The 26,016-nt window shown below is 63.2% G+C and carries 35 protein-coding genes; 8 read left to right on the top strand and 27 right to left on the bottom strand.

Translation table 11 applies throughout. The annotated features are described in order from the left end of the window. Positions 1–32: 32 nt before the first annotated feature. The 7 genes from AC0L26_RS17675 to AC0L26_RS17645 form a co-directional block, all read right to left on the bottom strand. A complete protein-coding gene (locus AC0L26_RS17675) occupies positions 33–1,052 on the bottom strand; it encodes an aliphatic sulfonate ABC transporter substrate-binding protein (RefSeq protein ID WP_473633700.1) in 1,020 nt (339 codons plus the stop codon). A gap of 52 nt (positions 1,053–1,104) precedes the next feature. Next, positions 1,105–2,013: an ABC transporter permease gene (locus AC0L26_RS17670; RefSeq protein WP_473633699.1), complete on the bottom strand. Its 909-nt coding sequence runs from the start codon at positions 2,011–2,013 to the stop codon at positions 1,105–1,107. Positions 2,014–2,024: 11 nt separating this feature from the next. Further along, the gene (locus AC0L26_RS17665; RefSeq protein WP_473633698.1) at positions 2,025–2,861 is read right to left on the bottom strand and encodes an ABC transporter ATP-binding protein; all 837 of its coding nucleotides are present in this window, start codon (positions 2,859–2,861) and stop codon (positions 2,025–2,027) included. Positions 2,862–2,878: 17 nt separating this feature from the next. Next, a complete protein-coding gene (locus AC0L26_RS17660; RefSeq protein ID WP_473633697.1) occupies positions 2,879–3,202 on the bottom strand; it encodes a 4Fe-4S binding protein in 324 nt (107 codons plus the stop codon). Next, positions 3,199–4,833: an FAD-binding protein gene (locus AC0L26_RS17655; protein WP_473633696.1), complete on the bottom strand. Its 1,635-nt coding sequence runs from the start codon at positions 4,831–4,833 to the stop codon at positions 3,199–3,201. Before AC0L26_RS17655 ends, AC0L26_RS17660 begins: the two co-directional genes overlap by 4 nt. Positions 4,834–4,900: 67 nt before the next feature. After that, on the bottom strand, positions 4,901–5,488 hold the full coding sequence (locus tag AC0L26_RS17650; RefSeq protein WP_473633695.1) for a thioredoxin family protein: 588 nt from the start codon (positions 5,486–5,488) through the stop codon (positions 4,901–4,903). A 265-nt stretch (positions 5,489–5,753) separates the two neighbouring features. After that, positions 5,754–6,701, bottom strand: a complete 948-nt coding sequence (locus AC0L26_RS17645; protein ID WP_473633694.1) for a heme/hemin ABC transporter substrate-binding protein — start codon at positions 6,699–6,701, stop codon at positions 5,754–5,756. Between the two features lie 184 nt (positions 6,702–6,885). Here AC0L26_RS17645 and AC0L26_RS17640 point away from each other — a divergent pair, with 184 nt between their 5' ends. Together AC0L26_RS17640 and AC0L26_RS17635 are read left to right on the top strand one after the other, a co-directional pair. After that, the gene (locus tag AC0L26_RS17640; RefSeq protein WP_473633693.1) at positions 6,886–9,000 is read left to right on the top strand and encodes a TonB-dependent hemoglobin/transferrin/lactoferrin family receptor; all 2,115 of its coding nucleotides are present in this window, start codon (positions 6,886–6,888) and stop codon (positions 8,998–9,000) included. A gap of 2 nt (positions 9,001–9,002) precedes the next feature. Next, a complete protein-coding gene (locus tag AC0L26_RS17635) occupies positions 9,003–10,088 on the top strand; it encodes an SIP domain-containing protein (protein WP_473633692.1) in 1,086 nt (361 codons plus the stop codon). Here the strand turns inward: AC0L26_RS17635 and AC0L26_RS17630 are convergent. From AC0L26_RS17630 to AC0L26_RS17590, 9 genes are all read right to left on the bottom strand, one after another. After that, positions 10,085–10,522 carry an aconitase X swivel domain-containing protein gene (locus AC0L26_RS17630; protein ID WP_473633691.1) on the bottom strand — a complete coding sequence of 146 codons (438 nt, stop codon included), beginning with the start codon at positions 10,520–10,522 and terminating at the stop codon, positions 10,085–10,087. The two genes, AC0L26_RS17635 and AC0L26_RS17630, sit on opposite strands and share 4 nt — an antisense overlap. Further along, the gene (locus AC0L26_RS17625) at positions 10,519–11,766 is read right to left on the bottom strand and encodes an aconitase X (protein WP_473633690.1); all 1,248 of its coding nucleotides are present in this window, start codon (positions 11,764–11,766) and stop codon (positions 10,519–10,521) included. Before AC0L26_RS17625 ends, AC0L26_RS17630 begins: the two co-directional genes overlap by 4 nt. Before the next feature lie 66 nt (positions 11,767–11,832). After that, the gene (locus tag AC0L26_RS17620; protein ID WP_473633689.1) at positions 11,833–12,900 is read right to left on the bottom strand and encodes an ABC transporter ATP-binding protein; all 1,068 of its coding nucleotides are present in this window, start codon (positions 12,898–12,900) and stop codon (positions 11,833–11,835) included. Further along, positions 12,900–13,688 carry an ABC transporter permease gene (locus AC0L26_RS17615; RefSeq protein ID WP_473633688.1) on the bottom strand — a complete coding sequence of 263 codons (789 nt, stop codon included), beginning with the start codon at positions 13,686–13,688 and terminating at the stop codon, positions 12,900–12,902. The genes AC0L26_RS17620 and AC0L26_RS17615 overlap by 1 nt, the downstream gene beginning before the upstream one ends. Continuing rightward, positions 13,688–14,557, bottom strand: a complete 870-nt coding sequence (locus AC0L26_RS17610; protein WP_473633687.1) for an ABC transporter permease — start codon at positions 14,555–14,557, stop codon at positions 13,688–13,690. The genes AC0L26_RS17615 and AC0L26_RS17610 overlap by 1 nt, the downstream gene beginning before the upstream one ends. Positions 14,558–14,583: 26 nt before the next feature. Then, complete coding sequence (locus tag AC0L26_RS17605) at positions 14,584–15,645, bottom strand: ABC transporter substrate-binding protein (RefSeq protein WP_473633686.1); 1,062 nt, start codon at positions 15,643–15,645, stop codon at positions 14,584–14,586. Positions 15,646–15,692: 47 nt separating this feature from the next. Then, positions 15,693–16,670, bottom strand: coding sequence for a PfkB family carbohydrate kinase (locus tag AC0L26_RS17600; protein ID WP_473633685.1), 978 nt, complete (start codon positions 16,668–16,670; stop codon positions 15,693–15,695). Then, complete coding sequence (locus AC0L26_RS17595) at positions 16,667–17,701, bottom strand: ADP-ribosylglycohydrolase family protein (protein WP_473633684.1); 1,035 nt, start codon at positions 17,699–17,701, stop codon at positions 16,667–16,669. Before AC0L26_RS17595 ends, AC0L26_RS17600 begins: the two co-directional genes overlap by 4 nt. A gap of 2 nt (positions 17,702–17,703) precedes the next feature. Then, positions 17,704–18,429, bottom strand: coding sequence for a GntR family transcriptional regulator (locus tag AC0L26_RS17590; protein WP_473633683.1), 726 nt, complete (start codon positions 18,427–18,429; stop codon positions 17,704–17,706). On the opposite strand from AC0L26_RS17590, the gene AC0L26_RS17585 reads away from it, so the two are divergent. Both AC0L26_RS17585 and AC0L26_RS17580 read left to right on the top strand, forming a co-directional pair. Then, entirely contained in the window at positions 18,428–18,631 is a 204-nt protein-coding gene (locus AC0L26_RS17585) for a hypothetical protein (protein WP_473633682.1), read from the top strand. The genes AC0L26_RS17590 and AC0L26_RS17585 overlap by 2 nt on opposite strands. Before the next feature lie 53 nt (positions 18,632–18,684). Continuing rightward, entirely contained in the window at positions 18,685–19,008 is a 324-nt protein-coding gene (locus AC0L26_RS17580) for a hypothetical protein (protein WP_473633681.1), read from the top strand. Between the two features lie 70 nt (positions 19,009–19,078). On the opposite strand, the gene AC0L26_RS17575 is transcribed toward AC0L26_RS17580, so the two are convergent. The 10 genes from AC0L26_RS17575 to AC0L26_RS17530 all read right to left on the bottom strand — a co-directional run bounded on the left by AC0L26_RS17575 (position 19,079) and on the right by AC0L26_RS17530 (position 23,272). Continuing rightward, on the bottom strand, positions 19,079–19,312 hold the full coding sequence (locus AC0L26_RS17575; protein WP_473633680.1) for a DUF2934 domain-containing protein: 234 nt from the start codon (positions 19,310–19,312) through the stop codon (positions 19,079–19,081). A 77-nt stretch (positions 19,313–19,389) separates the two neighbouring features. Next, positions 19,390–19,590, bottom strand: a complete 201-nt coding sequence (locus AC0L26_RS17570) for a hypothetical protein (protein ID WP_473633679.1) — start codon at positions 19,588–19,590, stop codon at positions 19,390–19,392. 95 nt (positions 19,591–19,685) lie between these two features. Then, positions 19,686–19,991, bottom strand: coding sequence for a DUF1236 domain-containing protein (locus AC0L26_RS17565; RefSeq protein ID WP_473633678.1), 306 nt, complete (start codon positions 19,989–19,991; stop codon positions 19,686–19,688). Positions 19,992–20,342: 351 nt separating this feature from the next. Continuing rightward, positions 20,343–20,690: a hypothetical protein gene (locus AC0L26_RS17560; RefSeq protein ID WP_473633677.1), complete on the bottom strand. Its 348-nt coding sequence runs from the start codon at positions 20,688–20,690 to the stop codon at positions 20,343–20,345. A gap of 281 nt (positions 20,691–20,971) precedes the next feature. Continuing rightward, a complete protein-coding gene (locus AC0L26_RS17555) occupies positions 20,972–21,265 on the bottom strand; it encodes a hypothetical protein (RefSeq protein WP_473633676.1) in 294 nt (97 codons plus the stop codon). A gap of 126 nt (positions 21,266–21,391) precedes the next feature. Next, complete coding sequence (locus AC0L26_RS17550; protein ID WP_473633675.1) at positions 21,392–21,739, bottom strand: hypothetical protein; 348 nt, start codon at positions 21,737–21,739, stop codon at positions 21,392–21,394. After that, positions 21,718–21,921 carry a hypothetical protein gene (locus AC0L26_RS17545; RefSeq protein WP_473633674.1) on the bottom strand — a complete coding sequence of 68 codons (204 nt, stop codon included), beginning with the start codon at positions 21,919–21,921 and terminating at the stop codon, positions 21,718–21,720. Before AC0L26_RS17545 ends, AC0L26_RS17550 begins: the two co-directional genes overlap by 22 nt. Next, positions 21,906–22,175, bottom strand: a complete 270-nt coding sequence (locus tag AC0L26_RS17540) for a hypothetical protein (RefSeq protein ID WP_473633673.1) — start codon at positions 22,173–22,175, stop codon at positions 21,906–21,908. The genes AC0L26_RS17545 and AC0L26_RS17540 overlap by 16 nt, the downstream gene beginning before the upstream one ends. Positions 22,176–22,281: 106 nt before the next feature. Beyond that, entirely contained in the window at positions 22,282–22,473 is a 192-nt protein-coding gene (locus tag AC0L26_RS17535; protein WP_473633672.1) for a hypothetical protein, read from the bottom strand. 4 nt (positions 22,474–22,477) lie between these two features. Then, entirely contained in the window at positions 22,478–23,272 is a 795-nt protein-coding gene (locus AC0L26_RS17530) for an N-acetylmuramidase domain-containing protein (RefSeq protein WP_473633671.1), read from the bottom strand. Positions 23,273–23,359: 87 nt separating this feature from the next. Here AC0L26_RS17530 and AC0L26_RS17525 point away from each other — a divergent pair, with 87 nt between their 5' ends. The 4 genes from AC0L26_RS17525 (at position 23,360) to AC0L26_RS17510 (ending at position 25,333) form a co-directional block, all read left to right on the top strand. Further along, on the top strand, positions 23,360–23,545 hold the full coding sequence (locus tag AC0L26_RS17525; RefSeq protein WP_473633670.1) for a hypothetical protein: 186 nt from the start codon (positions 23,360–23,362) through the stop codon (positions 23,543–23,545). A 426-nt stretch (positions 23,546–23,971) separates the two neighbouring features. After that, positions 23,972–24,166: a hypothetical protein gene (locus AC0L26_RS17520; protein ID WP_473633669.1), complete on the top strand. Its 195-nt coding sequence runs from the start codon at positions 23,972–23,974 to the stop codon at positions 24,164–24,166. Positions 24,167–24,317: 151 nt separating this feature from the next. After that, positions 24,318–24,488 (top strand): hypothetical protein, encoded by a 171-nt coding sequence (locus AC0L26_RS17515; protein ID WP_473633668.1) that lies wholly within the window; start codon positions 24,318–24,320, stop codon positions 24,486–24,488. A 98-nt stretch (positions 24,489–24,586) separates the two neighbouring features. Then, on the top strand, positions 24,587–25,333 hold the full coding sequence (locus AC0L26_RS17510) for a hypothetical protein (RefSeq protein ID WP_473633667.1): 747 nt from the start codon (positions 24,587–24,589) through the stop codon (positions 25,331–25,333). Between the two features lie 56 nt (positions 25,334–25,389). On the opposite strand, the gene AC0L26_RS17505 is transcribed toward AC0L26_RS17510, so the two are convergent. Further along, positions 25,390–25,977, bottom strand: a complete 588-nt coding sequence (locus AC0L26_RS17505) for an acyltransferase (RefSeq protein ID WP_473633666.1) — start codon at positions 25,975–25,977, stop codon at positions 25,390–25,392. Positions 25,978–26,016: the final 39 nt, after the last annotated feature.

The raw sequence follows: 26,016 nt of genomic DNA, 5'->3' as shown, positions 1-26,016 counted from the left end.
TGTCGGCGCAAGCCCGGAACGCTGCGGCTCTCCTACTGGACGGCGGCGACTTCGGTATAGGCGCCGTCGACAAAGCTCTTGTCGACCCATTTGTCATAGTCGATCGAGCCCTTCAGCAAACCGGCGCCGGCCATGAACTTTTCCTCGCCTTTGAGTGCGGCGATCGCGTCATCGGTAAGTTTGGGATCCTGGTAGAACAGGCCCTGGCTGTAGGTCTTGCGGACGGATTTCTCCGACGACTTGGTCGCCTCGACAAAGGTCTTGATCGTCTCGTCGGGATGGGCGTCGGCCCAGCGCGAAATCTCGATATCGACCTTCAGCAGCCGCCTGACCAGGTCAGGATATTTCGCCGCGAAAGCGCCATTCACCGAGATGACGTTCGGCACGTTCCATTCCGGATGGGTGCTAGTGTCGTAGAGCACGCGGGCCTCGCCGGTATCGACGAGCTTGGCCGCCGTCGAGTCGGTCTCGACGATGGCGTCGATGTCGCCGCGCAACAGTGCCGGACCTGACGCCTCGAAGGGCAGGTTCAGCCCTTCGACATCGGCGGTCGTCAGGTCGACGCTGTTCAGCGCCTTGCTGAAGTTCGAATGCCGCACCGTGCCGGTGAGATAGGCGACCTTCTTGCCCCTCAGATCTTGCAGCGTCTTTAGTGGCGAGTCGGCCTTGACGATGATGGAGGAGCCGCCTGCCTTCACATAGCTCGACACGCCGATCAGCTTGACGTCGGCGCCGGAGGCGGCGACGCGCAGCGCTGGATTGTTACCGGTATAGGTGACCTCGATTGCTCCGGTCGCCAGCGCTGTTGTCGCCTCGGAACCGCCATTGAAAGTCACCAATTCGACTTTGATGCCGTCCTTGGCGAATTCCTTCTGCCACCAGCCATCCTGTTGGGCGAGGATGAATTTGAGGTGGCCCGGTGCGGTGCTGCCGATGCGGATGACCTCGGGCTTGTCCTGCGCAAAAGCGGGGACGCCACCGAGCCCGACGATCACGGCGATGGCGCCTTGCAAGAGCAATCTGCGAACTGCATCGAACGGTATCCTGGACATCTGAAATTCCTTCCTGATTGGACGAATGGCCTGATTGGGATGGATGGCTGGCTTAAATAAGTGAGGTCTCAGACTGGCCCTTCCAGGCGGTTGCCCAGCGTTCGAACCAGACGAGCAGGTAGTTGACGACAAGGCCGATGACGGTGAGCGTCAGGATGCCGGCATACATGTCGGCCGTTTCCATCATCAGTTGCGAGTTCTGGATGAGGAAACCGAGACCGGATTTGGCGGCCAGCATCTCGGCGCCGATCACCGCAAACAGCGAAGATTTCACGCCGAGCCGCGCACCAGCGACGATCGAGGGAATGCTGGCCGGCAGGATGATCTTCCGGAACAGGTCGAAGTCGGACGTGCCCATCGAGCGTGCCGCCTTGATCAGCAGCGGATCGACCGACTTGACACCACTGATCGTGTTGACGAGCAGGAAGAACACCGAGGAGTAGAACGTGATCGCCACCTTCGATTCCTCGCCGATGCCGAGCAGCAGGATGAACACCGGCAGCAGCGCGAACTGCGAGGTGTTGCGCAGCGTCTGCACCAAAAGGTCGGAGACCTTTTCGAACAGCGAATAACGCCCCATCAACAGCCCGAGCGGAATGGCCACCACCACGCCGAGCGCGAAACCAATCGCCGCGCGCTGCAGGCTGATGCCGATATGCTCGACCAGCACGCCCGAGGCGAGCAGATCCCACCAGGCGACGAGCACCTCGCTCAGCGGCGGAAAGAAGATGCGGTTCAGCCAGCCGAGCCGCGGCGCAATCTCCCAGGTGAGGAAGAACAGGCCGAGCAAGGGCAGGCCGTAAATGAAGGTGCCGAAGCCGGCTCCTCGCCTGCGTCTGACGGCCGGGGTAGCGCTGCGGGCCCTGATTGCCGGAACCCTGGCGGCGGCCACCGCTTCACCGGCTCCAGCAAACGATTGAAAGCCGCCGGCGGGGCCAAACTTTTCGGTCAGAAAGGCCATGCCAAAACTCCTCAGTGGCTGAACGCCGGCGACAGCGTCCAATCCTTCTGTGCCTTGTTGACTTCGTCGCGCAGCACGTCCCAGACGCGGGCGCGGTGATTGTTGAAGGCAGCACTTGCCCGAATGTCGCCGGCGCGCGGCCGCGGCAGGTCGATGTCGATGATCTCCTTCACCGTGCCCGGACGCGCGGTCATCACCACCACCCGATCGGCGAGGAAGATCGCCTCGTCGATCGAATGGGTAACGAAGATCACCGTCGTCTTGATCTTGCCCCAGATCCTGAGCAGCTCGCCTTGCAGGATCTCGCGGGTCTGCTGGTCGAGCGCGGCGAACGGCTCGTCCATCAACAGCACTTCCGGGTTGCTGGCGAGCGCGCGTGCGATCGCCACGCGCTGCTGCATGCCGCCGGAAAGCTGGTTGGGGAAGCGGTCCTCGAAACCGGCAAGGCCGAACAGCGACAGAAGATGGCGGGCCGTGGCAGTGCGCTCCGATTTCGGAACGCCGCGCACCTCCAATGCATATTCGATGTTGGCCAGCGCCGTGCGCCAGGGAAACAGCGCATATTGCTGGAAGACATAGCCGGTTTTGGGGTCCGGCCTGGTGATCCGCCTGCCGTCGAGCTGGACGCCGCCGCTGGTCGCCTGCGTCAGCCCGCCGATGATATCGAGCAGCACCGACTTGCCCGACCCGCTCGGCCCGACCACCGTGATGAACTCGCCCTTGCGGATGGCGAGATCGACGCCGTCGAGCACGGTGACGCGGTCGGTCGCCTCGCCGTCGACGGTGACGAATTGTCCCGGCTTGAGCTGGAAGGTTTTTTTGATGTCGCTGACGACGATACGGTCCATGCCTGCCTCCGGTCGCTCTATTGCGCCACGCGGATGCGGTGCGTCGGGTCGAATTGCGAGCCGCCCGCCTTGCCGCGTTTCCAGCCGAGCGCGCTTGCATAGCCGCCAAACAAATGACGTGCCTCGACCTCCGCCTCGCTGATGCCGGTTGGACCTTCGGCGACCTCGGCCACGTAGAGCGCGTCGGTCGGACAATAGATCTCGCAGAGGAAGCAGGTCTGGCAATCTTCTTGGCGTGCGATCACCGGCACGCCGTCCGTCGCGTCGAAGACATTGGCCGGGCAGACCTTGACGCAGATGTCGCATTCGACGCAGCGCGTGGCCGAGACGATCTCGATCATGACGCCAGCTCCGCCAGCCGCTCGGGCGCCCCGGCGATGCGGAAATCATCGACGCCGGTGATGAGCAGCCGGTGTGCGAAGGCGGAGTTCTTGCCCGGAAGATCGGTGCGACGATGCATGCCGCGGCTCTCGCTGCGATGAAGCGCAGCCGCCACCGACCAGCGCCCGGCAGCAGCAATCGACGCCGCCTCGCGCGTACGGATCCGATCCAGCCCCTCGCCCTGCAGATGGTCGCGGACATCGCGCCAGACACTCTCCAGCCGCTCACCGCTCCTTTCCAGGCCGGCACCGGTGCGGAAGAAATTCTTGTCCAGCGGTGTCACCTCTTCGCGCACGGCCTCGATGATCTCGCTTGCCGCGATATCGGCACGCGGCGAAGCCGCCGGGCGCAGGCCGGCCTGGCCGAGCGGCTGGACCTCGCTGCGGAACGCCTTGCCAACGCGGCGCCTGGCATGGGTCGAGGCGCCCTTGCCGGCCCACCAGCCGCTGGCCAGCGCCCAGGACGAATTGACAGCGCCGCCGCCCGAAACCGCGCCGGTCATGATCTCGCGGCTGGCGGCATCGCCGGCGGCGTAAAGGCCAGGCACGCCGGTAGCGCAGTCGTCAGAGACGATGTCGATGCCGCCAGTGCCGCGCACCGTGCCTTCGGCCCGCAGCGTGACGCGGAACAGCTCGGCGAAGGGGTCAATGCCGGCGCGGTCATAGGGTACGAAGCAGTTCGGCTGGCCCTGGCGCAGCCAGCCTTGCAGCGCCGGATCGGCCTGGTCGAGCCGCGCATAGACCGGCCCCTCGATCAGCGCACGCGCCACTTCTTCCTCGCGGTCGCCGATGCCATTGCGCAGCGGTTCACCAGTCGGACCGAGGATGGGCGAACCGTCCTCGCGGTGGAACGAGGCCCAGCGGAACGGCAGGCCCTTGTTCAGCGACGAGCCATGCGGCGCCAGCGTGTACTTGCCGGTGAATTCCATGCCCGAAAGGCTGGCGCCAGCTTCCGCCGCCATCAGGTGACCATCGCCAGTGAGACCGGTCGAGCCGAGGATGCGTTCGCGGAAAGCACAGCCACCGGTTGCCAGCACCACCGCCTTGGCGTCGACGCGCCAGTCGCGCTCGACCTGGCGACCGACGCCGGCGGCACCCACGACCGCATCGCCGTCCGACAGAAGTTCGAGCGCCGGATGATGGTCGAGCACGGTGACGCCCGCCATCAGCACCCGGCGGCGCATGAAGCGCATATAGTCCGGTCCGCGTAAATTGGCGATGTAGAGCCGCCCGTCATCTTCGCTCGGAAACGGATAGCCCCATTCGGAGAGTTTCAGGAGGTTGCGGTACGCCGTGTCGACGCAGCGCAGCATCCAGCGTTGGTCGGCGAGTTCGCCGGTGCGCTGCCAGCGCCGCTCAACCACCGCGAGCCGGTTGTCGCCGGGCGGCACGCACCAGGTGCCGGTGTTGGACGGCGCGGTGGCGCCGCTGGTGCCGAGATAACCCTTGTCGGCCAGCACCACGGTCGCACCGTTCTCAGCCGCGGCGACCGCCGCCCAGGCAGCCGACGGACCGCCGCCCAGCACCAGCACATCGGCGGTCAGGTGCAACCCTTCAGGCGCGGATCGGACGGCTGTGGCAGTCTTCGGCATGATCACTCGCGGAAGGGATTAGCGGTCAGCTAAGGGCGGCAGGTCGGCTAAGGGCGGCAGGTTCGGTTCAGGCCGCCCTGGAGAACCACACCGGCTCGTTGCCGGCGCTCCATTTGATGTTGCAGCCGATCGACGGCAGTTGCTCAGCGGCCGGCGTTTCGCCCTTCAGCACCGTGTCGACCGCGGCGCGCAGATCGGCACCAGTCACCGACTTGCCGTTGCCCGGCCGCGCTTCGTCGAACTGGCCGTGATAGGCGAGCCGCCGATCGGCGCCGAACAGGAAGAAATCGGGCGTGCAGGCCGCGCCATAGGCGTTCGCCGTCTGCTGCGAGGCATCCTTGAGATAGGGGAACGTGTATCCGAACTTTTCCGCCTCTTCGCCGATCCTGGCCAGCGTCTCCTCGGGATGCGCCTCATGGTCGTTGGCGTTGATCGCCACCACTTGCAGGCCCTTGCCGGCATAGTCGTTGGCGAACGCCGCGAGAGCCTCGCGAATCAGCACGACGAAGGGGCAGCGATTGGAGATGAAGGAAACGAGCAGCGCCGGCTTGGCGTCGAAATCGGCCAGCCTGTGAAGCACGCCTTGCGCGTCCGGCAGCAGGAAATCGGCAGCCTTCGTACCAAGGTCGATAGGATTGGATTCTGTCTTCGGCATCGATGCGCTCCCTTTGTGTCTCGCAGTCCAGCCGCGAACGCTCATGCCGTTCGCAGTTAGTCTATGAATTTAGTAGAATTATAGGCTGGAGATGCCGTTCGCGGTCAAGCTGGCGGGATGGAATATCGTGCCAATGTTTAGCCCGGCCCCGCAACTTTGTTCGGCCGGCAAGCGTCCTGGAGAAATCGGCGCTCCGGACCGGCGTCCGACCACGACGGTCGGCGCCTCGACATTTCGCGTCAAATGGCCGTCTCGCATATTGGCCTTAGTCTGCGTCCGCGACTTCTGGATACAGCGCCTGCGCCAGGTCGCGGATCGCGTCGGCGGTGCGTGGGCCGAAGCCGATCATGTAGGCGCCGTCCAGCACGATCAGCGCCTTTGTCTTCGCGGCTGGCGTGGCGCTCAGCGCGCGTGTGCCGAACACCTGCTCGGCGGTCGGCCCGCCCTTGCCGTCGCTCATCATCAAGATGACGTCAGGTGCCATTTCGATCAGCTTCTCCTCCGATGCCGGCTTGTAGCCCTTCACGACAGCCATCGGATTGACGCCGCCGGCATAACGGATGATCGCATCGGCCGCCGTGCCGGCGCCGGCTGCGCTCAGCCGCACGAGGCCGTGGAAGAACACCACCTTCTTGCGGCGCTCCGGCGCAATTTTCGACGCAAGATCGGTGGCCGCTTGAAAGGCGGCAAGCACCTCGGCGGAGACCACCCTGCCCTTGTCCTCGCGCCCAAGCGACGCGGCGATCAGCGTGATCTTGCGCTCGATGCCTTGCGGACTGTTGTCTTCCGGCACGAAGACGACCGGGATCGCCAGCGACCTCAGCACCTCGACGGCCTCCGGCGGCCCGCTGTCTTCGGCCGCCAGGATCAGATCGGGACGAAGCCCGACCAGACCCTCAACCGAGAGCTGGCGCCGGTAGCCGACATTGGGCTTTTGCGCGACGGAAGCGGGATATTTGCTGCCGCGATCGACCGCGATGATCCGTTCGCCGGCGCCCAGCGCATGAACGATCTCGGTTACGTCGGAGCCAAGTGTCAGGATTCTCGAAGCTGCTCCCGGCGCGACGGTGCGTCCCAGCGCGTCGACCACTGTCTCGGCGGCCAGCGCCTTGAAGCCGCAGGAAGGCGCCAGGACAGATAGTGTCAGAATGAACGCCAGCACGATCCTGCCCGGTTGAAACCAGTGCATCCCCCTACCCGCATTGCCGACCATGCCATTCACTCCCATCCAGGATGCTTTCGCCAATGGTGTGGCCTATAAATTTAAAGTTGACTCGTGTCATCATGTTTTAATATGTGACCCATGCCCGGACCGATCGGTCGAGGGATTTCCATCATGCCAGCCAAGGCCGTTCAGCCACCGCCAGCAGTTTGCTTTGCCAGGGGGCTGAGATCACATGAGAACGAACACGACCTTGATGGCGAGCACCGCGTTCGCCTTCGCGCTCGGCTTATGCGCCGTGCCGCAGGCCAATGCGCAGGAACAGGAAAAGAAGGCCGCCGCCAAGACCGGTCGGCTTGCGCCGGCCAACGCCGCTCAGGACCAGCCGGCGACCATGCTCGATGTCATCACCATCTCGGCAACAATGATCAAGACAGCAGTCATCGAATCGATGGCCGCCATCAGTGCCGTCGATCAGGAAGAGCTCGAGCGCATCCAGCCTGACACCGCCGCCGACATCTTTCGCACCACGCCCGGCGTTGCCGCCTCGATGAACGGCGACGATCCGGCGACCGCCATAAACATTCGCGGACTGCAGCAGTATGGCCGCGTGGTGGTGACACTCGACGGCGCCCGCCAGGATTACTGGCGCGTCGGCCACGGCTCGGGCTCGTTCTATGTCGAACCGGAACTGATCAAGGAAGCCACCGTCATTCGCGGCCCGGTCTCGAACGCCTATGGCTCGGGCGGTATCGGCGGCGTCGTCTCCTTCGAAACCAAGGATGCCGGCGACTTCCTCAAGCAGGAGGAGCGCTGGGCGCTGAGCGAGAAGCTCGGCTATGAGGATAATGGCGACGGCTTCACCACCAGCACCACCGGCGCCTACCGCTTCAGCGACGACGCCGATATCATCGGCAATCTCATCTACCGCGACCGCGACAGCTACACCGACGGCAATGGCGACACGGTGCCATGGACCGGCGAGAGCATCACCAGCGGCTATATGAAGGCGACGCTGCGTCCCGCCGACGGCCACGAGCTCAAGCTCGGCGCGATCCTGCAGCGCTACAGCGACCAGATCACCGGATCGAGCGGTTCGACCTCGCCGACGCTCAGCCGTTACGACACCGACACGACCAACCAGACCTACACGGCCGCCTACACCTGGAAACCTGACGACAACGAGCTGATCGACTTCAGCGCCAATGCCTACCACAACCGCACGCGCGCCGAACAGACACAGGTCTGGCCGACTTCCGCGATCGGCAACTTCCGCTACTATGACGTCGCCACGACGGGCTTCAACGTCAAGAACTCCTCGCGTTTCGACGCCTGGGAGATGGCACACACGCTCACCTACGGGCTCGACTACTACTATCTGGAAGCATCATCGGAAGCCGCACATTTCGGCGCCGGCGAACAACAGGGCTATGGCGGCTTCCTGCAATGGCAGGGCGACTATGAGAACTGGCTGCAGCTCATCGCCGCCGTGCGCTATGACGGCTACCAGCTCGACGGTGAGACAAAAACCGTGCCGCCGGAGGAAGCCTCGATGTCGGGCGACCGCTGGTCGCCCCGCCTCACCGTAGGCGTGACACCGCTCGAAGGCTTCCAACTCTACGGCACTTATTCCGAAGGCTACCGGGCACCGGGCTTGCAGGACGTCTATCGCGGCGGCGGCGCGCATGGCGGAGGCGACAGCTACGAGCCCAATTTGCTTCTTCAGCCCGAAACGGCGAAGAGCTGGGAAGCCGGCGTCAATCTGAAATACGATGATGTGCTGACCGCCGGCGACCTGTTTCGTGCCAAGGTCAATGTCTTCCACACCGATATCGAGGACTATATCGATGTCGACCTGACCGTCCTGCCGCGCACGGCGATCAATATCGGCGACGCGCGGCTGAAAGGCATCGAGGCCGAGGCCGCCTACGACTATGGCTGGGGCTTCGTGAACCTCACCGGCGCCCTGATCGACGCCAAGGTCGTCAGCGGCGTTTACTCCGGCCAGGCGCTGAGCAACACACCGCTCGACCGCTTCTCGGCAACACTCGGCTTCAGGATGCTCGAAGACCAGCTCACCGTCGGCGCGCAATATCTCAGCGTCGGCAAGATCACGCGCACCAACCGCACCCAGCCGAACGAGCCGACAGTCGTCGATGACGGCTTCGATCTGGTCAACGTCTTTGCCAATTGGCGGATCAACGACCACGCCAAGCTCGATTTCGCTGTCGATAACGTCTTTGACACCGCCTACACCGACCCGCAAAGCGCATGGTCGACGTCGGCAGCGACGGAACAGGGCAAGGGCCGCACTTTCAAGGTGGCGCTGACCGGCAGGATCGGAGGTTGAGCGTGAGCGAAGCATCGGCAAGCGGACTGGCCTGCGAAGCACGTCTGAACCTGCGCAACCTGCCGCTTTACATCGGCCGCATCAGCGACAGGCTGCAGAGCTTCGATGCCGATGCCTCGCAAGACGGACAGCGGCTCGACTTCCGCTTCGCCTTCGGCGGCGCTTCCTTCGACATGGAGCGGCTGGTGATGCGGGCCAATGCCGCCGACCGCGATGGGCTCGCGCGCATCAAGGATCTGCTGGCCACCGCGGTCCAGGTCTATGCCAAGGAAGAAAACCCCGAGATCGTCTGGACCGGCGATCTCGCCGGGGAGACCCGCCTCGCCCAGTTTCGCGAGATGACCGTCACCCATGTCGGCGATCTCACACCGCACATGCGCCGCATCCGCTTCGCCGGCGAGGATCTCTCTCGTTTTGCGAAATTCGGCGGCATGCATATCCGCATGCTGTTCCCGACCAGCGAAGTGCCCGATCCCCTGTGGCCCATGCTCGGGAGCAATGGTCTGCCGGTCTGGCCTTCGGACGACAGGCGCCCGGTGGCGCGCGTGTACACGATCCGTGCGCTCGACGTGGTCAATGGCATCATCGATGTCGACTTCCTCGTCCACCCCGGCGAGAGCGTCGGCGCCGCCTGGGTCATGCAAGCGGCACCAGGCATGAAGGTCGGCATCATGGGGCCGGTAGGCCGTCCAGTACGGCCAGCGTCATGGTATGTTCTGGGTGCCGACGAAACCGGCATGCCGGCGCTCGCGCGGCTGTTGGAGACGCTGCCCGCAGAGACCAAGGGTGTAGCCTTTGTCGAGATCGCCGATGATGGCGAACGACAGGAGATCGACAACGCCACTGGCATCGAGCTGCACTGGTTGCCGAGAAGTGGTGTAGCGGCCGGCCTCGACGAAAGGCTGGCGCGTGCGGTCCTGTCAGTGGAATGGCCGCAGACCGGCTCGGCCTTCGGCTGGTTCGCGGCGGAAGCCGCCGCCGCCAGGATCGTTCGTGAACATTGGCGCGGTCAGCTTTCACTCGGCCGGGACCAGACGTTGGCCGCGGCCTATTGGCGCCTCGGTGTTGCCGGATTGATGGCCGGCTAAATCTTGCTCACCGTTGCTCGCGCATCCGCGCCCAGGCCGATCGCGATCCGATCGCCGGAGACAATGCCCGATATGTCGCAGACGACCAGCGGCATGCTGACATCGTAGAGGAACTCGGCGACGATGGCGCCGACGGCGAGGATCGGATCCGGCCGCTCCAGGACAATGCCGGCCGGCGCCGTGCCCCTGCGGATCGCCTCAGCGAGGACGGAGGACGAGGACGACGAGCCCCGCCCGCTTGGCATGACCAAGATCCTGCCGGCGACATTCTGGCCGAGATCCGGATGCGAATGATCTGTTATGTCGCCGGTCTCGGCGTCGATCCCGCCCCAGAAGCTGAGCGCTTGCGAAAGTACCAGCGCCGCTCCTTGCGCCTCACCGGCAAGCTGGAAGGTGCCAACTCTGTTCAGGGCTCGACTTTCCTGTTCGCTCACCGCGCGCCTCGCACGACGCGGCCGGCAGCGGCCGAGCGAACGCAGTCTTCCATGTCGCCGAACGCCACAGACACGCCGATATTGCCCGGTGCGTAATGCGCCCATTTGCCGGAATTGGTCATCACCACGCCCTCGAGATGCTCAAGGATCGAGGTGACATAAGTGCAGGTGTCGGCGACCGGAACGAGGCCGAACGCGTCCATGCCGGCCAGCGCGCCCTCGTCCTGAAGCCGCGTCAGTGTCGCGCGCCCGGTGTTGACATAGATCGGGATCCCCCCGCCCGGCGCGATATGGCGCAGCATCGGCAGCAGGCGCATCCACTCGTCGTGGGAAAAATGCGGCGTGCCGAGCGACACGGCTGCAAGCGGCGCGCCGTCTGGGACGCTCGACAGCCTGGCAAGCGCATGGTCGATGTCGGCGCGAGAGATCGGGATCGTCTCCTCCGGCGCGATGCCGCGAGACGCCTCGTCGAGCGTCTTTGCTTCCGGCGTGATGCCGACCGCATGGAACAGCGCCACGGCGCCCGTCGTTGCCGCCGCCGCACCTAGCGCCTTCAACTGGTCCTCGTCGCGCGGCTGCGGCAGGCCCGATATGACCGGGATGCGGTCGCCGCTCTTTTGCCCGATGATCAGCCCGACGCCGACGAACAGGGCATCGGTAGGCTCGAAAGAACCGGTCAGATCGAACAGGATCTGGCCGCGCCGGTTTTCGCTCAGATGCAGGCCCCAAGCCGGCGCGCGCCCAGTCATCGCGCAGCACAAATCGATGAAATCGCCATAGCGGTTGGTGCGCGCTCCAATCACCGAATTGGCAAAGACGATGGCGTTGGACTCGCCCCAGGCGATCTGCTCGCCAAAGCCCGGCCGGAACCGCGTCTGATAGGGCGCGCAGGTGAAGGTCGCCTGGCAACCGAGTTCCAGATGCGCCTTCATCAGACGGCGTGCCGGTGCCGCTTGCGACGGCGGCATCTTCACCAGTCCGGGATGGATGAGGTCGAACGAGCCGACATTCAGCGTCGTCGGCACAAGCACGCGACCGCCGCCCTCGACCAGCCTTTCGACGAAATCAAGGCTGGCTTGGCCATGATAGAGACAGCCATCGATATGGGCCCCTGCAATGTCCAACAACTTGTCCGCGCCGACCGCCTTGGAAAAGGCGATCAGTATTTTCATCGCGGCGGCCACAGCCGGGCCCTGCTCGCCCTGCAGCATCGACTGGTCGCCCGCATTCAGCTCAAGCGTCATCAGGTGTTTCGCTTTCCCGCACTGTGCCCGACCATGCTCTCACTGATTGCGGTCCGCTTGGCAAGATCAGCTCGCGGCGATCAGCACCGTGCTCTCCGGCGACCAGCGCAGCACCACCTCTTGTCCTTCCGCCAACCTTTCAATGCCGGTGTTCTGCACGATAACCTTGAGCGTTTGCCCGTCGCGCTCGACGAAATAGGTGCTGTTGTTGCCGGCGAAGATACGCTTGGAGACTTGGCCACGGAGCACATTGCCATTGGCCTGGTCCGCGCTTCCGGTATCGATGGCGATGCGGATGCGTTCCGGCCGTACCGCGCAGCTGGCCTTGGCGCCGGCGGCAAGCGTCGCGCCCGCGCCGGCGGCGATCGCCGTTCCGTCAGGCAAGCGGATGCCGGTGCCGGTTGTCGCGCCACGCAATATATTGGCGTCGCCCAGAAAGGTGGCGGCGAACTCGCTCTTCGGGCTGTCGTAGATCTCTTCCGGCGGCCCCTCCTGCACCAGCCGGCCATCGCGCAGGATACCGATGCGGTCGCTCATCGTCAGCGCTTCTTCCTGGTCGTGGGTGACGAAGATGGTGGTGATGCCGATCTCGCGCTGGATGCGCTTCAGCTCGATCTGCATGTCGACCCGCAGCGCCTTGTCGAGCGCGCCCAGCGGCTCGTCGAGCAGAAGCACGCGCGGCTTGGTGACGATGGCGCGGGCGAGCGCGACCCGTTGGCGCTGGCCGCCCGACAGCTGGTGCGGGCGGCGGCCACCGAGCTTGCCGAGTTGCACCAGATCGAGCGCGCGCTGCACCTCGCTGGCGATAATTGCCTTGGCCTCGCCACGCACAGAGAGGCCGAAGGCCACATTGTCGGCAACGCTCATGTTGGGAAACAGCGCATAGTTCTGGAACACCATGCCGATGCGCCGCTTCTCGACTGGCACGCGCTCGACGCCTTCACCGCCGATGAAGATACGGCCGGAGTCCGGAAAATCGAAGCCGGCGATCTGGCGCAGCAGCGTGGTTTTGCCGCTGCCCGACGGCCCGAGCAACGCATAGAAACCGCCGTCGGCGAAGTCGATGGAGACATCGTCCAGCGCCTTGTGTGCGCCGAAACTGCGCGACAAATTCGATACCTGCACGCCGGCCATTATTTCTCTCCGCCGAATTTGAAGAACCGCGCCGTGAGCAGCATCAGCGCCATCGAGAGGACGATGATGATGGTCGAGACCGCGTTGATCTCGGGGGTAAAGCCCTTGCGGATCGCGGCGTAGATTTCGACCGGCAACGTTGTCTGGCCAGGCGTCGACAGGAAGTAGGACACCACGAACTGGTCGAACGACACGGCAAAGGCGAACAGCCCGCCGGCAATGACGCCCGGCATGATCCAGGGCAGCGTCACGCGCGAAGTCACCTGCCACTGGTTGGCGCCGAGCGAACGCGCCGCTTCTTCCAGTTCCGGCGCAAAGGTCTGCAGCCGGGCCGAGACGACGACGATGACATAAGGCAGCGCCAGCGCCACATGACCGAGCAGGATTGCAAACAGGCCACGCCCGATGCCGATGCCGAAGAAGAAGATCAGCATCGCCGTGCCGGTGATCAGCCACGGAATGGCGATCGGCGGAAACAGCAGTGCCTGCAGGAGTTTCTTGCCTGGAAAGTCGTAGCGATAGAGCGCCAGCGACGCCGCCGAACCAAGCACAACGCTAATGACGGTCGTGATAATCGCTATTTCGAGGCTGTTCCATGTGGCCGAGATCAGTTGGTCGTTCTGCCACAGCGAGGTGTACCACTCGGTCGTCCATTCGAGCGGCAATTGGTAGAAAGGCGAGACGTTGAACGACATCAGGGCCATGATGATGATCGGCAGGTAGAGGAAGGCGAGCAGCAGCCAGATGTAGAGCCGCCCGATCCATTCGAGGGTACGCGTCGTCGCCATCACGCTGCTCTCCGCAACACTGGCGCGGCCAACGCCAGGATAAACAGAACCACCGCCAGCAGGATGAAGGACAGCGCTGCACCCAGCGGCCAGTTGAACACAGCGACGAACTGGTCCTCGATCACCGTGCCATAGAAGGTGCCGGTGCGGCCGCCGAGGATGCGCGGTTCCATGAAGGAGCCGACGACGGGCACGAAGATCAGCGCGGCTCCGGCGATCAGTCCGGGCATGGACAGCGGAACGATCACCCGCTTCAGCATTTGCAGCCGCGACGCGCCGAGCGAGCGCCCCGCCTCGATCAGCGAGTCGTCGATGGCCTGCAGCGTAAGGTAGCAGGTCAGCACCATGTAGGGCACGTAGGAGTGCACCAGGCCAATGATGACTGCAGGGTAGGAATACATGAGGTCGATGTTGATCTTGAACGGCAGCACCGAGTTGAGCGCGGTGTCGAGAATGCCGCCTTCGCGCAGCACCATCGCCCAGGAGAAGATGCGCACCAGCCCGTTCGACCAGAACGGCAGGATGACAAGCAGGAAGATTGCCTCGCGACTTCGCCCCTTCAGCACCTTGGCCAGCACGTAAGCCGCGGGATAGCCGATGACGACGCACCACAGCGTCACCTCTAGCCCGAGCCTGAGCGACGCCAGCAGCAGCGTCAAATACAGCCCTTGCGAGAAGAAGGTGGTGTAGTTGTCCAACGTGAACGACCATGCCTTCCCCGACAGCGGCAGCTCCGTCATGAAGGAGAAGAACACCATGGCCGATAGCGGCAGGAAAATCGCCACCGTCAGCCAGAGATAGGCAGGCAGGAGCAAAGGCAAAGCCGATCGCAATCCGCTCCTCGAACCGCTCGCGACCTGTCCAGCCATATGCCCTCCTCCCCGAAAAGCCGGCCCTACTTCACATTCACCTTCAGTTCCTGCCACAGCGCCAGATAGACTTCGCGCTGCGCATCGGTGATCGGCGCCTGGAACTGGATGCGCTTGGCGACATCGGGATCCCCCATCACCTTGCGGTTGAAGGCATCTTCCGGAAGCGCCGCGACCGCTTTGGTGTTGGCCGACACCGGCGCGCCAACCTTGGTGACCCATTCGACATAGAAGGACGGGTCGATCATGTAGTTGATGAAGGCCTCGGCGCCGGCGACATTCTTGGAGCCGACCGGTATGGAAAAAGCGTCGAGCCACGCGACGGCGCCTTCCCTTGGGATGACCAGTGAGACCGGCAGCTTGAAATGCGTCTTGGCGCGGTCGGCCGAGCCGCTCCAATAGGTGCCGATATCGATCTGGTTGGAGGCGACCATCTGGTTCCAGTCGTTCTCCGAGCTCCAGAACGTCTTGATCTGCGGCATCAGCGAGGTCAACTTCGCCTTGACCGCTTCCATGTCCTTGATGTCGTTGATGTTCTGGCCGGTGGCGATGGCGCCGAACTGGACCGCTTCGACAGCATCGTCGCGGATGACCACCCGGCCCTTACGGGCTTCGTTCCACATCTCGGCGATGCTGGTCGGCGGCGCGTCGAAGGATTTGTCGTTGATGGCAAGCGCGGTCAGGCCCCACACCCACGGCACGCCATAAACCTTGCCGTCGCGGGCGAGCATCGGCGACCCCGATTTGTCCGGGCTGATGTCGGCGTAGTTTGGGATCTTCGAGACATCGATCGGCTGGATCAACTTTTCCGCCATCGCCTGGTCGTTGAAGGCGGCGTTGATCATGACAACGTCGTAGAGGCCGGGATTGGTCCTGAGCTTGGTCAGCATTTCCTGCTCGGAATTGAAGAAGTCGTTGACGACCTTGTTGCCGGTTGCCTTCTCGAAGGCCGCGATGGCCCACGGCTCGTCGGCCCCGTAGCCCTTCCAGTTGAGCACATGCACTTCGGCGGCAGTGGCGGCCAGCGTGAGTGCAGAGGTGAAGACGGCAGTCGCCGTCAGGAAAGCAGTCAGTTTGGGCATGCGCATGTTCGTTCCTCTCATTGTTTGCCCGGTTGGCGGGGCTTGTTACGTCTTTAGGCTGTCAGGCCTCTTGCTTCCGTCCGTGCACGGTCGTCGTTTGATCGTGGATGGCTGAGGAATGTCTGGATTTCCTGGTCGCTCGGCGCCGACGAGCCGCCATGGCGGGTGACCGAGAGCGCCGCCGCCGCATTGGCGTAATTTGCCGCTTCGAAGGGCGGCACGCCGCGCGACAGCGCGCTGACGAAGGCGCCGATATGGGTATCGCCGGCACCGTTGGTATCGACGGCGGTGACGTTGAAACCCGGTATGGCCTTGCCGCTCCCATCCGCCAGCCGCACGAAGCAGCCTTTTGCCCCGGCGCGGATGATGACCCCCTCGGCGCTCGAGCAATGATTGGAAAGAAGCCGAGCAGCAATGGCCTCGACATCGCCGGGCCCGGCGATCTCAGCCGCTTCGACGGTGTTGCAGCTCAGCCAGGTCGTGCGGGCAAGCACCCGGTCGAGAATGGCGCGAGGAATATCTGAGATGACAGGCGTCGGATCGAAGACGAAGGGAATTTCCGCCGGCAGCGCCTCGACCCACTCGGCCAGCGCATCGCGGCTGCCGACATAGCTCAGCGTGTAGCCGGAGGTGAACACCCAATCCCCCGGCGCAACACTGACCGGCGCCATCATGCCGAGGCTAAGCACACTCTCGGCGCCTGGCCATGACACGAAGGTGCGTTCCGCATCACTGCTGATCATGGCGACGCAATTGCCGCTGTCCATCACAGGTGACGCCGGCGTCAGCGTGGCGATGCCTTCCGTGGCGAAGGCGGCGCGCAGGAAATCGCCGTTCGGTCCGCTGCCGAGCTGGCCGCCGAAGACGACCTTCATCCCGGTGCGGCTGGCCGCCACCATCATGTTGAAGCCGCCGCCGGCGACCTGGGCAAAGCTCGATGCAGTTTTTTCGGTGCCGGGCGCCGGCAAGGCATCGATGCGGTAGACGTAATCGACCACCGCGCTGCCGATATGGACAAGACGGCCGCTCACACCGCCGCATCCTTGCCGGAGCTGCTTTTCGCCATCCGCGCGGTAACCAAGTCAGCCGCAAGCGCGCGTACTTCGGCAATGTCGATGCCCTTCAATCCAGCGATACGGTCCTGTGGCAGCCGGGAAAAGCCCGTGCAGGCACCCGCCATGCCGGCGGCAATGGCACCGATCGTATCGGTGTCGCCGCCAAGATTGGCGCTGATGATGGCCGCCCGCCAGGGATCGCCTCCAGCGATTTCCAGCACGGCGAAGGCGGCCGGAACCGATTCTTGGCTGGCAACACCGGTGCCGACCAGATCCACGATCAGCCGGATGCCGTCTGAGACAGTCTTGCCGCGAACGAGGCCCCTCGCCCAGTCGATGCGCGCGGCAATGTCGCCGCCGGTGACCCAGTGGCCGAGCGCCACCCCTCGCCTTGCCGCCTTAACGGCGCAGTCTGAGGCGGCACGCCAGTCGCCGCCGGCAACGCCGCAGCTGACTGCGGCGGCGACGGCGGCGGCCGAGGCGATGGCGATCGAGGTGTTGTGCGTCGCCCGGCAGGTCTCCGCGACCTTGGCGACCAGTGCGTCGAGCGGCTCCGGCGGCATCATGATGCCGACCGGCGCGATGCGCATGGCCGCACCATTGGTGTCGCCGCCGCTTCCCGCCTCCTCGGCCGGCACGCCCTCGTTGATAGCGTCGATAGCGCGCTTGGTCGATGGACCAAGCAGATCGTAGCTGCCACGCGCCTTGACGTCGCGTTCCCAGTCCAGCAGCGCGTTGACCCAGCGCGCATGATCGAAGCTGTCACCTGAAACAACCAGGATGCGGCCGAGCAGCAGCGCCTGTTCGGTGTCGTCGGTAACAGTGCCGGCGGCCAGGCCTTTCGACACTGGATGGTTGGCGAGCGGGGCGACGAAATCCTCGACATGCCCGTAAAGCTCGGCGATGCGGGCCGGCGACAGAAGCTGCGTCGGCATGCCGAGCGCATCGCCCAACGCACCGCCGATAAGTGCGCCCATAGCCCGGTCGATCGCCTCGGCCGTGTCCATACTCAGAACTCCAGGTGAAGGGCGAAGTGCGCCGGGTTGAGCAGGCTGGTGACATATTCGACGGCGCGGCCGTCGGCGGCGCGAGTGAGGCGCCGCGTGCGCAGGAACGGCGCGCCGGGCGCGCAATCGAGAATGGCCGCGTCCTCGGCGCTCAGCATTTCGATGTCGACCCATTCTTCGCCGTGATCGGGAACAAGCCCGGCGCCACGCAGCGTCTGATGCAGCGAACCCTCGCGCAGGCCGCGCAGCGGTACATCCTCCAGTTCAGGCGACAGTGGCAAGCGGCTGCGCTCGATCGAAATGGCGTGACCGTCATCGGCGTTGGAGCGGACCCGGTCGACGGCGATGAAAAACGGGCTTTCGACGCCAAGCCTGCCGGCAAGATCCGCATCCTGTATCACTTCGAGCCTCAGCGTGCGGGTCTCGGCGTTAGCGCCGGCGTTAGCCAGCGCGCGCGACCAGCCGACGGCGTCATCGACCGGCATGCCGTCGAAGGTGACGAACGAGCCGATGCCGACCTTGGTGGTGATCAGCCCACGGCTCGACAGTTCCTCGAGACCCTTGCGGATGGTGTTGCGGCTGACGGAGAAGCGCTGGACGAGCTCGTTTTCGCTCTGCAGGCGATCGCCGAAACCGAGCACGCCGGAGCGGATTTCATGTTCGAGGACTGTGGCGATCCGTTCGGGCTTGCCCGTTCCGGGAGACGGCAGAGTCGTGCGACGCGCCATGAGAAATACCTGTTTAGTAAACCTGTATGATCCTGTTCAATATCGTGATGTGGCAGTTGCGTCAACGGCTCTCGGCCAGCGCGCTTGTCAAGTTTCCGGCATCTCCATGCCGGTCAAAATTGGGCTGCTGTTTTACGAACGGTTCGTCGCAGGCTGGAATTTTATGGGAACCTTCACCACACCCGAGCGGTTTTTTCTATAGTCGCAAATGCGGCGACAACCGAAAATGGAGACAAACGGAGACAAGCTATGCTTATGAAAATTCTCGCAGCGTCGGTACTTGCCGCCGGTCTGGCCACTTCTGCGATGGCCCAGAATGTCAGCGACCCAAACGCTGACATCGATACCGGCAGCGACAGAAGCGTCGTCATCGACCCGGCCCCGGTCGATCCGGATCTGGCCGATCGGAACGCTGTCGATCCGGGGATTACCGGTAGCATTATTGCCGGTCCTGACGGCTTGAATTCCAATGCCGACCAGAACTGCCCTATAGGTCCGCAGGGCGCGATGCCTGACGCAACGAACAAGGCTCCCGGCACGGTTTCACCGACGGTCAACGATAACCATTGCGGGAAGTAGTAGCCGAGATCGATCTTGATAACTCACGCTTCGGCTGCGGCTTCGTCCCGCGGCCGAAGCTCTATATGCTTTAGTCTGCTGAGGTCTTGCGCGGCTGGGCGACCTTGGAGTCGGTTTTTTGGGGGGCGCTGACGACCGCTGGCTTCTTTGGCCGAGCCGCCCTCCCTTTCGGCTGGCTGTCCTCACCGTCGATCTCGGCGGCGGCTTGATCCCAGTGCTGCTGATGCGCGCCGTCTGGTCGGCCGGCTTGCTCCCAGATTGCGTGAGCCCGCTGACGAATGCGTTCCTGCCTGTCGTCCGTCACTGTTGCCTCCATCGGTTCAAGCCTGAGCAACAGCTGTTTTAGCTGAAATTTCGACTGCCGTCTTGAGCTGCCTCAGCCTAGTCGGACAAAACCGCGACACCGAGAAGTGCCGCCTTCTTGGTGATCAGCCCCGCCAGATCCGCGTCCGAGCGCTCCGTCCCGGTCCGCTTGCGCACCGCTGCGATCACGTCCTTCATCGACAACAGGGAAGTGCCCCTTTCAGCAAGCAATTTATCGACAGATGCGGCTACATTGGATGACTCGACATGCGGCAACATGGAAATGGCTCCTTTCCGTCCCGCGACAAGACAATCAGCAGCCGGTTTTCTGCCGGCAAGCCGCCGCTCCCCTTGAAGGGAGCGGCGGGTGAAGGTCAGTCGATGACCTGCACGATCCTGCGCGTGCCTGGATCGACCAGCACGGTGCGGTCGTCGACGACCACGTATCTGTATTCGACATCGGGAACCTCGATCGGCTGAAGTTCAACCGTGTCGGGCAAGGTGGAACCGACATTGAGCTCCACTCCCAGAAGGCTGATCGACGCCAGCGGGTGCCTGTCCACATATTCGCGGATGACTGTCTGCTGCTCGGGCGTGACAATCACCTGGTCTGCGGTGGCCACGCCGACACCGGTGAGCAGCACCAGCCCGGCGGCGGCAGGAACAAGGTGGATCTTCATCGTCTTCTCCTGTTCTTGTTGGCGGACTTCGCCTTCCGGCTTGGCAACAACAACACATAGTCGGAAGCGGCGGGCCCTGTTTGCAAACGCTCACGCAACCTTCTTGTTCCGTGAGCGGCGGCTAAATGATCGCCGCCCTGATGCGGGCTGCTGCGAGCGACCGCAGTGGCCCGCGTTCCTGTCGCAGGCACGCGGGCCGATCGGATTGCCCGACCAGCAGCGATACCGGAGGGGGGTGATATCGACTGCTTCGAAAGAAACATTTAGCTATAGCTAATGTTCCGCCTGGCGGCAAAAAAGCCTGCCGGCGCTGGACACCCGTCGGGGTGCGAGGCGGCAAAAAATGCCTAATTATTGCTTCGGCGGCTGCGCCGGCACCTCGCCGGGCTTGAGCACCGGGGTCTTGCCTTCGTCCGGCGGCGGCGCGGCCATGCCCCGATCGCCGGTCGGCGGCGGCAGCAGCACGCCGTTGCAAGGATCAAGCGTTTCAGTCAGGCTGCTGCTACCACCGTTGTTGGCGGGCGGCGGCTTTTGCTGCTGGCCGTTCTGCGGTTGGGCCTGGCAAGGGCCGGACTGGGCCGGCGCCTGGTCGGGTGGCTGGTTATCCGCTCTGGCGACAACCGGCGCCGCCAACGCCGTCGCCAATACCAGCGCGCCGAGCATCACCGAACTGCTTGGCAAGAATGCGAAAGGTTTCATACCGAACTCCTTTCCCGCGGAGGATCACCTCCTTGCCAAAGCAGGTGGGCGGCGATTGGTTCCCGCATGCGGCAACGCGTCCGGCACCATGCTGGATTCAAGGAAACGCCCGCAAAATTTTGGGCGGCAATGCGGAATGACATCAGTTCGAGACGCCAAAAAGCCGCCCCGTTGCCGGGGCGGGCGCGGCGTATCTGGCAATCGTTGATCAGCGATTGCTACTGTAGCGGCATCGACCAAGCGTCGTGCTTATAAACCGAGGATCGAGCCCCGGCTGCCTCTCAGTCCGGAAAATCGAAGACCGGTTCCTCGCATCGATGGAGCCGACATTGACCGTCACGCGTCCTGACATAGGAGGTGACAGGTACTTCGGGCCAGTCGCACTCGTTGCCGAACTGACGGACATACCGGTCATAGGTGTTGCGGCCGGTGGTGAGGACGACCGCGCGCCGGCTTCGGATCAGCTGCTGCGTCTGTTCGCATGTCATGGTGCGTGCGTCCGGCCGGGCGTAAGCCATGCTTGTGGCGGCGAGCAGGGTCGCCGCGGCGGTCGAGGCTATTGCGCGAGCTGGCATGATGCATCCTCACAAGGGTTGTGTCTAACGCGCACCTTCGCCCGTGGTTCCGCAACCTTCAACCTAAGCCGCCTTTCCGGCGGATCCTGTGTTGCGGCACAACAAGGCAGGAAAACAGGCGCGATCTCACTCCTCCTCCCCCGGCTTGAACCGCCTCACCACCACCTCGAAGACGATGTCCGAGATCCACATCGCCGAGACGCCGATGAGGAACGCCGCGGCCAGCGTCGTGGTGTCGTCGTCTGTAGCCGGAACCGGCAGGCCGGTGGCGCGGAAGTAATGCACCACCGGAAGCGTCAGATAGGCGGCCGCCAGCGCGCCGCAGATCGGCGACGCCACCATCTCGCGGACCTTGTAGCGGTGGCGCGACAAGGCCCGCAAGATACCGCCGGAAAGGCCGGCGACCACCACCGGCGCCTTGATGCCGAGAGCGTCGAGAAGCTCCTGTATCATCATGGCTTCCACCGGCACCATTTGGCGCCCTTCCCGTTGTAAGCATTCACCTCATCAAGTTCAGGCCGCGTCATGGCGGCGACGACGGCAGCGGACGGACGGCGCGGCTGGTTGTGGTCGCACCAGACCTGACGTGGGTTGCTAAAGGAAGCCGGTGTGGTGCATCCGGCGAGCAACAGGCAGACAATCAGCGCTTTGCCCATCTAATCGCCTCCCGTCGTGCGGCTTCGTCCGGCAGGTCGCGCGCCGCACGTTCGGTACCGGTCGCCTCGCGGCCCATTTCGAGGCGATCCTGCGCAGCGGCAAATTTTTCAGCCGCCTGCTTTGCCGCCTCTTTCTTGGCCCGGCTGATGCCGCCGGCGACGTACAGCCCTAGCCCGCCGATCAGCGCGGCGAAGATCGCCATGATAGTCTTGTTGCCGATGATGGCGCCGAGAATGGTGAGGGTCGTGGTCACAGGATATGCCTCCCCGTCGCCACGCAAAAAGCGATGTAGAGGATCAGGCCGGCCATGCCGAAGCCAAGCCATCCGGCGATTGCGGTCAGTATCCAGAAGGCGGTTGTCATCGGCGTTCCCTCACGAAATATCCGACTGCGAATCCGACGATGATGGGAAACGGCTCCCAGATCATGGGGTCGGCGAATTGCGGCCATGCATTGGTCACGACAGCCTTGATGGCCCCGGCGAGCGAAGCCGAGATCATGGCGGCAGTGAGTTTGCGCGACGGCATCGCGTTGGGTTGATCGACAAGCATGGTCTTAGCCTTTCTGACGAAAGATGAAGCCGAGTACGGCGTTGATGATGCGCCACAGCCAGTTGCGTTCGACGTATTCGGAGGCAGGGCTTGGTTTTGCCGCTGGCGTGAGTACAGGGGCGGGTGGACTGACGAGCTTCGGCGGCTGCGGAGCTGATGGCATGTGCTGTGGAGGCACTGGCGAGGCTGCCTGCGGCCACGGGGTGTCCTTGGTGCGCGACCACTTGGCGAACGCGTTGGCCAGCTTGGTGTCATAGGCGTTTTTCTTGTAGCCGGACCCGTTGTAGCCCTTGGCGAATCCGGCCCAATCGTGGTTGCGCAATTTGTCGTCTAGCCGGTTCGCTGCGATGAAATTGACCGCCGCCGCCAGTTGCAGCGCCTCGTCTTCCATCATGGCTTCGACCATCGCCTGCACGGTGAGGAAGCCGGCCGCCTTGAAATTCTCGCCGAGAACCTGGCCGAGCCCCCACGACGCCGATCTGAGCGCCGCCGTCTGGTCGATGGCGCAGGCGGCTTTCAGGCGCGGATAGCTGTCCCGGGGATAAGGTTTTTCACCCCACCGGGGATAGGCAAGGCCGGCGGCGACGGCTTGCGCCCGCGCCGCGCCCGAGAGGTTGCGGAAAAAGACATGCGGCTCAAACAGGATGATGGGCCGGCCCTGCGCGTCGAAGCCATGCCCGCTGGTCTCGACATCGAGAAAGGCATGGATCTCATCCTCGCCGACGCCAATCCTGGCGCCTAGCCTCGGCAGATCGAGGTCGTCCAGGCGCCTGGCAGCGCCCTTGAATGTAGTGTCCATGGCCTTGTCCTTTCCGCCCTCGCGGGCAGGTTGATGTTTGCAACCGATTGTGTGAAATGAGCCGAACGGGAGGATGGGGATTTGCCTATGTCGCAAGACGAAGGAACAGCCGCGGCGCGCTGGACGGTGAAGGCCGAACTATGCGCGGTCGGCCGCGACAAGCCCCTGCTTGTGGCGCTGGCAGCGATCTTCAGCCTCTATTGCGGGCTGGTCGCTGGGCCGATCCTCTACGCGTTCCTGGCCATCCAAGGCATGGCGGATTTCTTCAAGTGACGGTGTCGACCATCTGAAAACAGCTCGATCCGTACGTCGCCTGGACCGAAATTGCTTAGCCGGGATGAAACCGCTCCCATGAACCGTTCGTACCTTGTGGGACGCATGGTGCGGGAGGGCACGTGACAATAAGGATCAGGCTTCCGGGCGGGACCTTGAAGATCAAGACCAGGGACGAGCTGCGCCGTCGCGAACAGAAGCGCGAAGTCCCGGTCTGGCAGGTCGGAAATTACTTCATCATCTGGTGGCCGAGCAGCATGTCGGATCGTCCATCCCGACGCCCGCCAGAACGATGAGCCGGCGCTGGCGCCCGGATCCTTCTGGAATCAGTCCGGGGAATAGCCCCAGAAATAGTCAATGATCGCCCATTGACTCTTCCCCAACGGAAGCTCTCTATTTGCTGCACTGCACAATGGAGTTGGGCTGATGGCGGTTCGTATCAAGTTGCCGGGCGGCACCTTGAAGATGAAGGTGTATCGGGAATTGCGTGAGCGCGAGCGCGCTCGCCGCATACCGATGCTGAAAATTGGGTGGCTGTATTTCACCTGGTGGTCGAACCGGCGGCGTCCATTGAACGACCAACCCAGTGTGCTGGACATCCCGGCACGCGACGCGCTGTAACCCCGTCGTGATCATAAAACCGTTATCCGACGCCTGTACCGTGGGTCGTCACAGAAATAGTCAGTGATGCGATGTTGACTCTTCCGCGAGGGAAGGTCTCTACTTGCTGCATTGCACATCATCATTGCGTTGCACGGCGGGAGTTGAACCGATGGCAGTGCGTATCAAGTTGCCGGGCGGCACTCTGAAGATGAAAGTCTATCGGGAATTGCGGGCGCAAGAACGCGAGCGCCGCGTGCCGGTCATGAAGATGGGTTCGCTGTATTTTGTCTGGTGGTCGAACAGCCAGCCTCACGGTAAGCCGCAGGACGGCCATAGATAGCCGCTGCGTATTTGGCTGGCGAAGTGTTACCTGTGACTTGCAAAGCAGCGCGGCTTGCCTCAAATGTCGAGGCGACATCCCGCCGAGGGCAATCTCAGATGAGCATCCAAACACGTGCGCATTCGTTCCTGCGCAGCACGCCGCTCCGCTACTACTATCATCTGCTGAAGGCCCGCGTAGGCGGCGCGCCACAATCCGATGAAAGTGCCATCCTCTCCCGGCTGGCCGTCAATTGCCCGCGTACCTTCGTCGAGTTCGGCTTCCACCCCACCGAATACAACTGCATCGGCCTAAAAGATTTTAATGGCCTGCTTGTTGATGGCGACGACACAATTGTCCGCCTCGCAAAAGCTGTCCTCCCGAAGCGCATTGAGGCTCGGCAGAACTTCATCACGCTTGACAACGTCAAGAGCCTTGGATTGCATTTCCCCAAGCTCGGCGTGCTCTCCGTCGATGTTGATGGGAACGATTACTGGTTTCTCAAAGAGCTGCTGCCCGCGCGTCCAGCCGTGATCTCCGTCGAGTACAACGCCAGCCTTGGCCTCAATCCGATTACAGTGCCGTATGATCCGTCGTTCGATCGAAAGCAGAAGCACGACAGCGGCTGGTATCACGGCGCTTCGATCATCGCCCTAACGAAGCTCTGCAGAGATCAAGGATATAAACTGGTCGCTGTTTCGGCGGCTGGCGGGAATGTTTTCTTTCTACCTCACGCTTCGGACATGCCCGAGTTAGATCCCGCCCAAGCCTATCGAGAGAGTGCCCTCCGCAACCGTTGGTCCGGCACGACAGCAAAAGACCAGTGGGAGCGGATCAAACACATGCCGTTTATCGAGGCGCCCTGAGATTGAGACGGCAACGTACACTTGCCCACCACTTCGCTTCACAGCAGCCAAACACATCATTTTACTAGTAGCGCCTCAGGCCGAACTAAAGCGTCGGCGGGGACGTCCGAACGTACGATCGATCCGGCCGAAATGACCGCTCGACTGCCGATTGTTACACCCTTCATGATCATGGCCCCGGTCCCGATCCAAACATCATCGCCGATCGTCACCGGGGCCGAACGAATCCCGGGATCGATTCGCGGGTGTCCTGTACGCCAGATTGCTTCCGTTTGGGCGAACCGCTTTTCCGCATCCATCGGATGAGAGTTGGTGTCGTGAATTGCAACGTATGACGAAACAAGAACTCGATTGCCGATCTTGATCCCGGTGGGGTCCGAGGACCAAATCGTCGATCCTGCTCCCAGATAGAACCAATCGCCTATCTCAATCCGACCCTCGTGGGCGAAGACTTGCAAATGCCCATCCAAATGGCTGTCCGCCCCAATTGAGACCCGAGACCGGTCGCCGTGGATGTTGAAGATTTCCGCCCCTGCACCGAAGCAGGTTCGAGGCCCGATGGTTGCGTTCTCCTTGGCTGCGCCGGTGGCGATCCATGACCAGAAGCGACGACGAAGAGCAAGAATGGCAGAGAAGATGCGCATTCACCGATGTCTGCCATACTGGAGGGTCTCGGTCTAGAG

Source organism: Mesorhizobium sp. WSM4823 (assembly GCF_055811195.1).
This window is presented reverse-complemented; position numbering and strand designations above follow the sequence as displayed.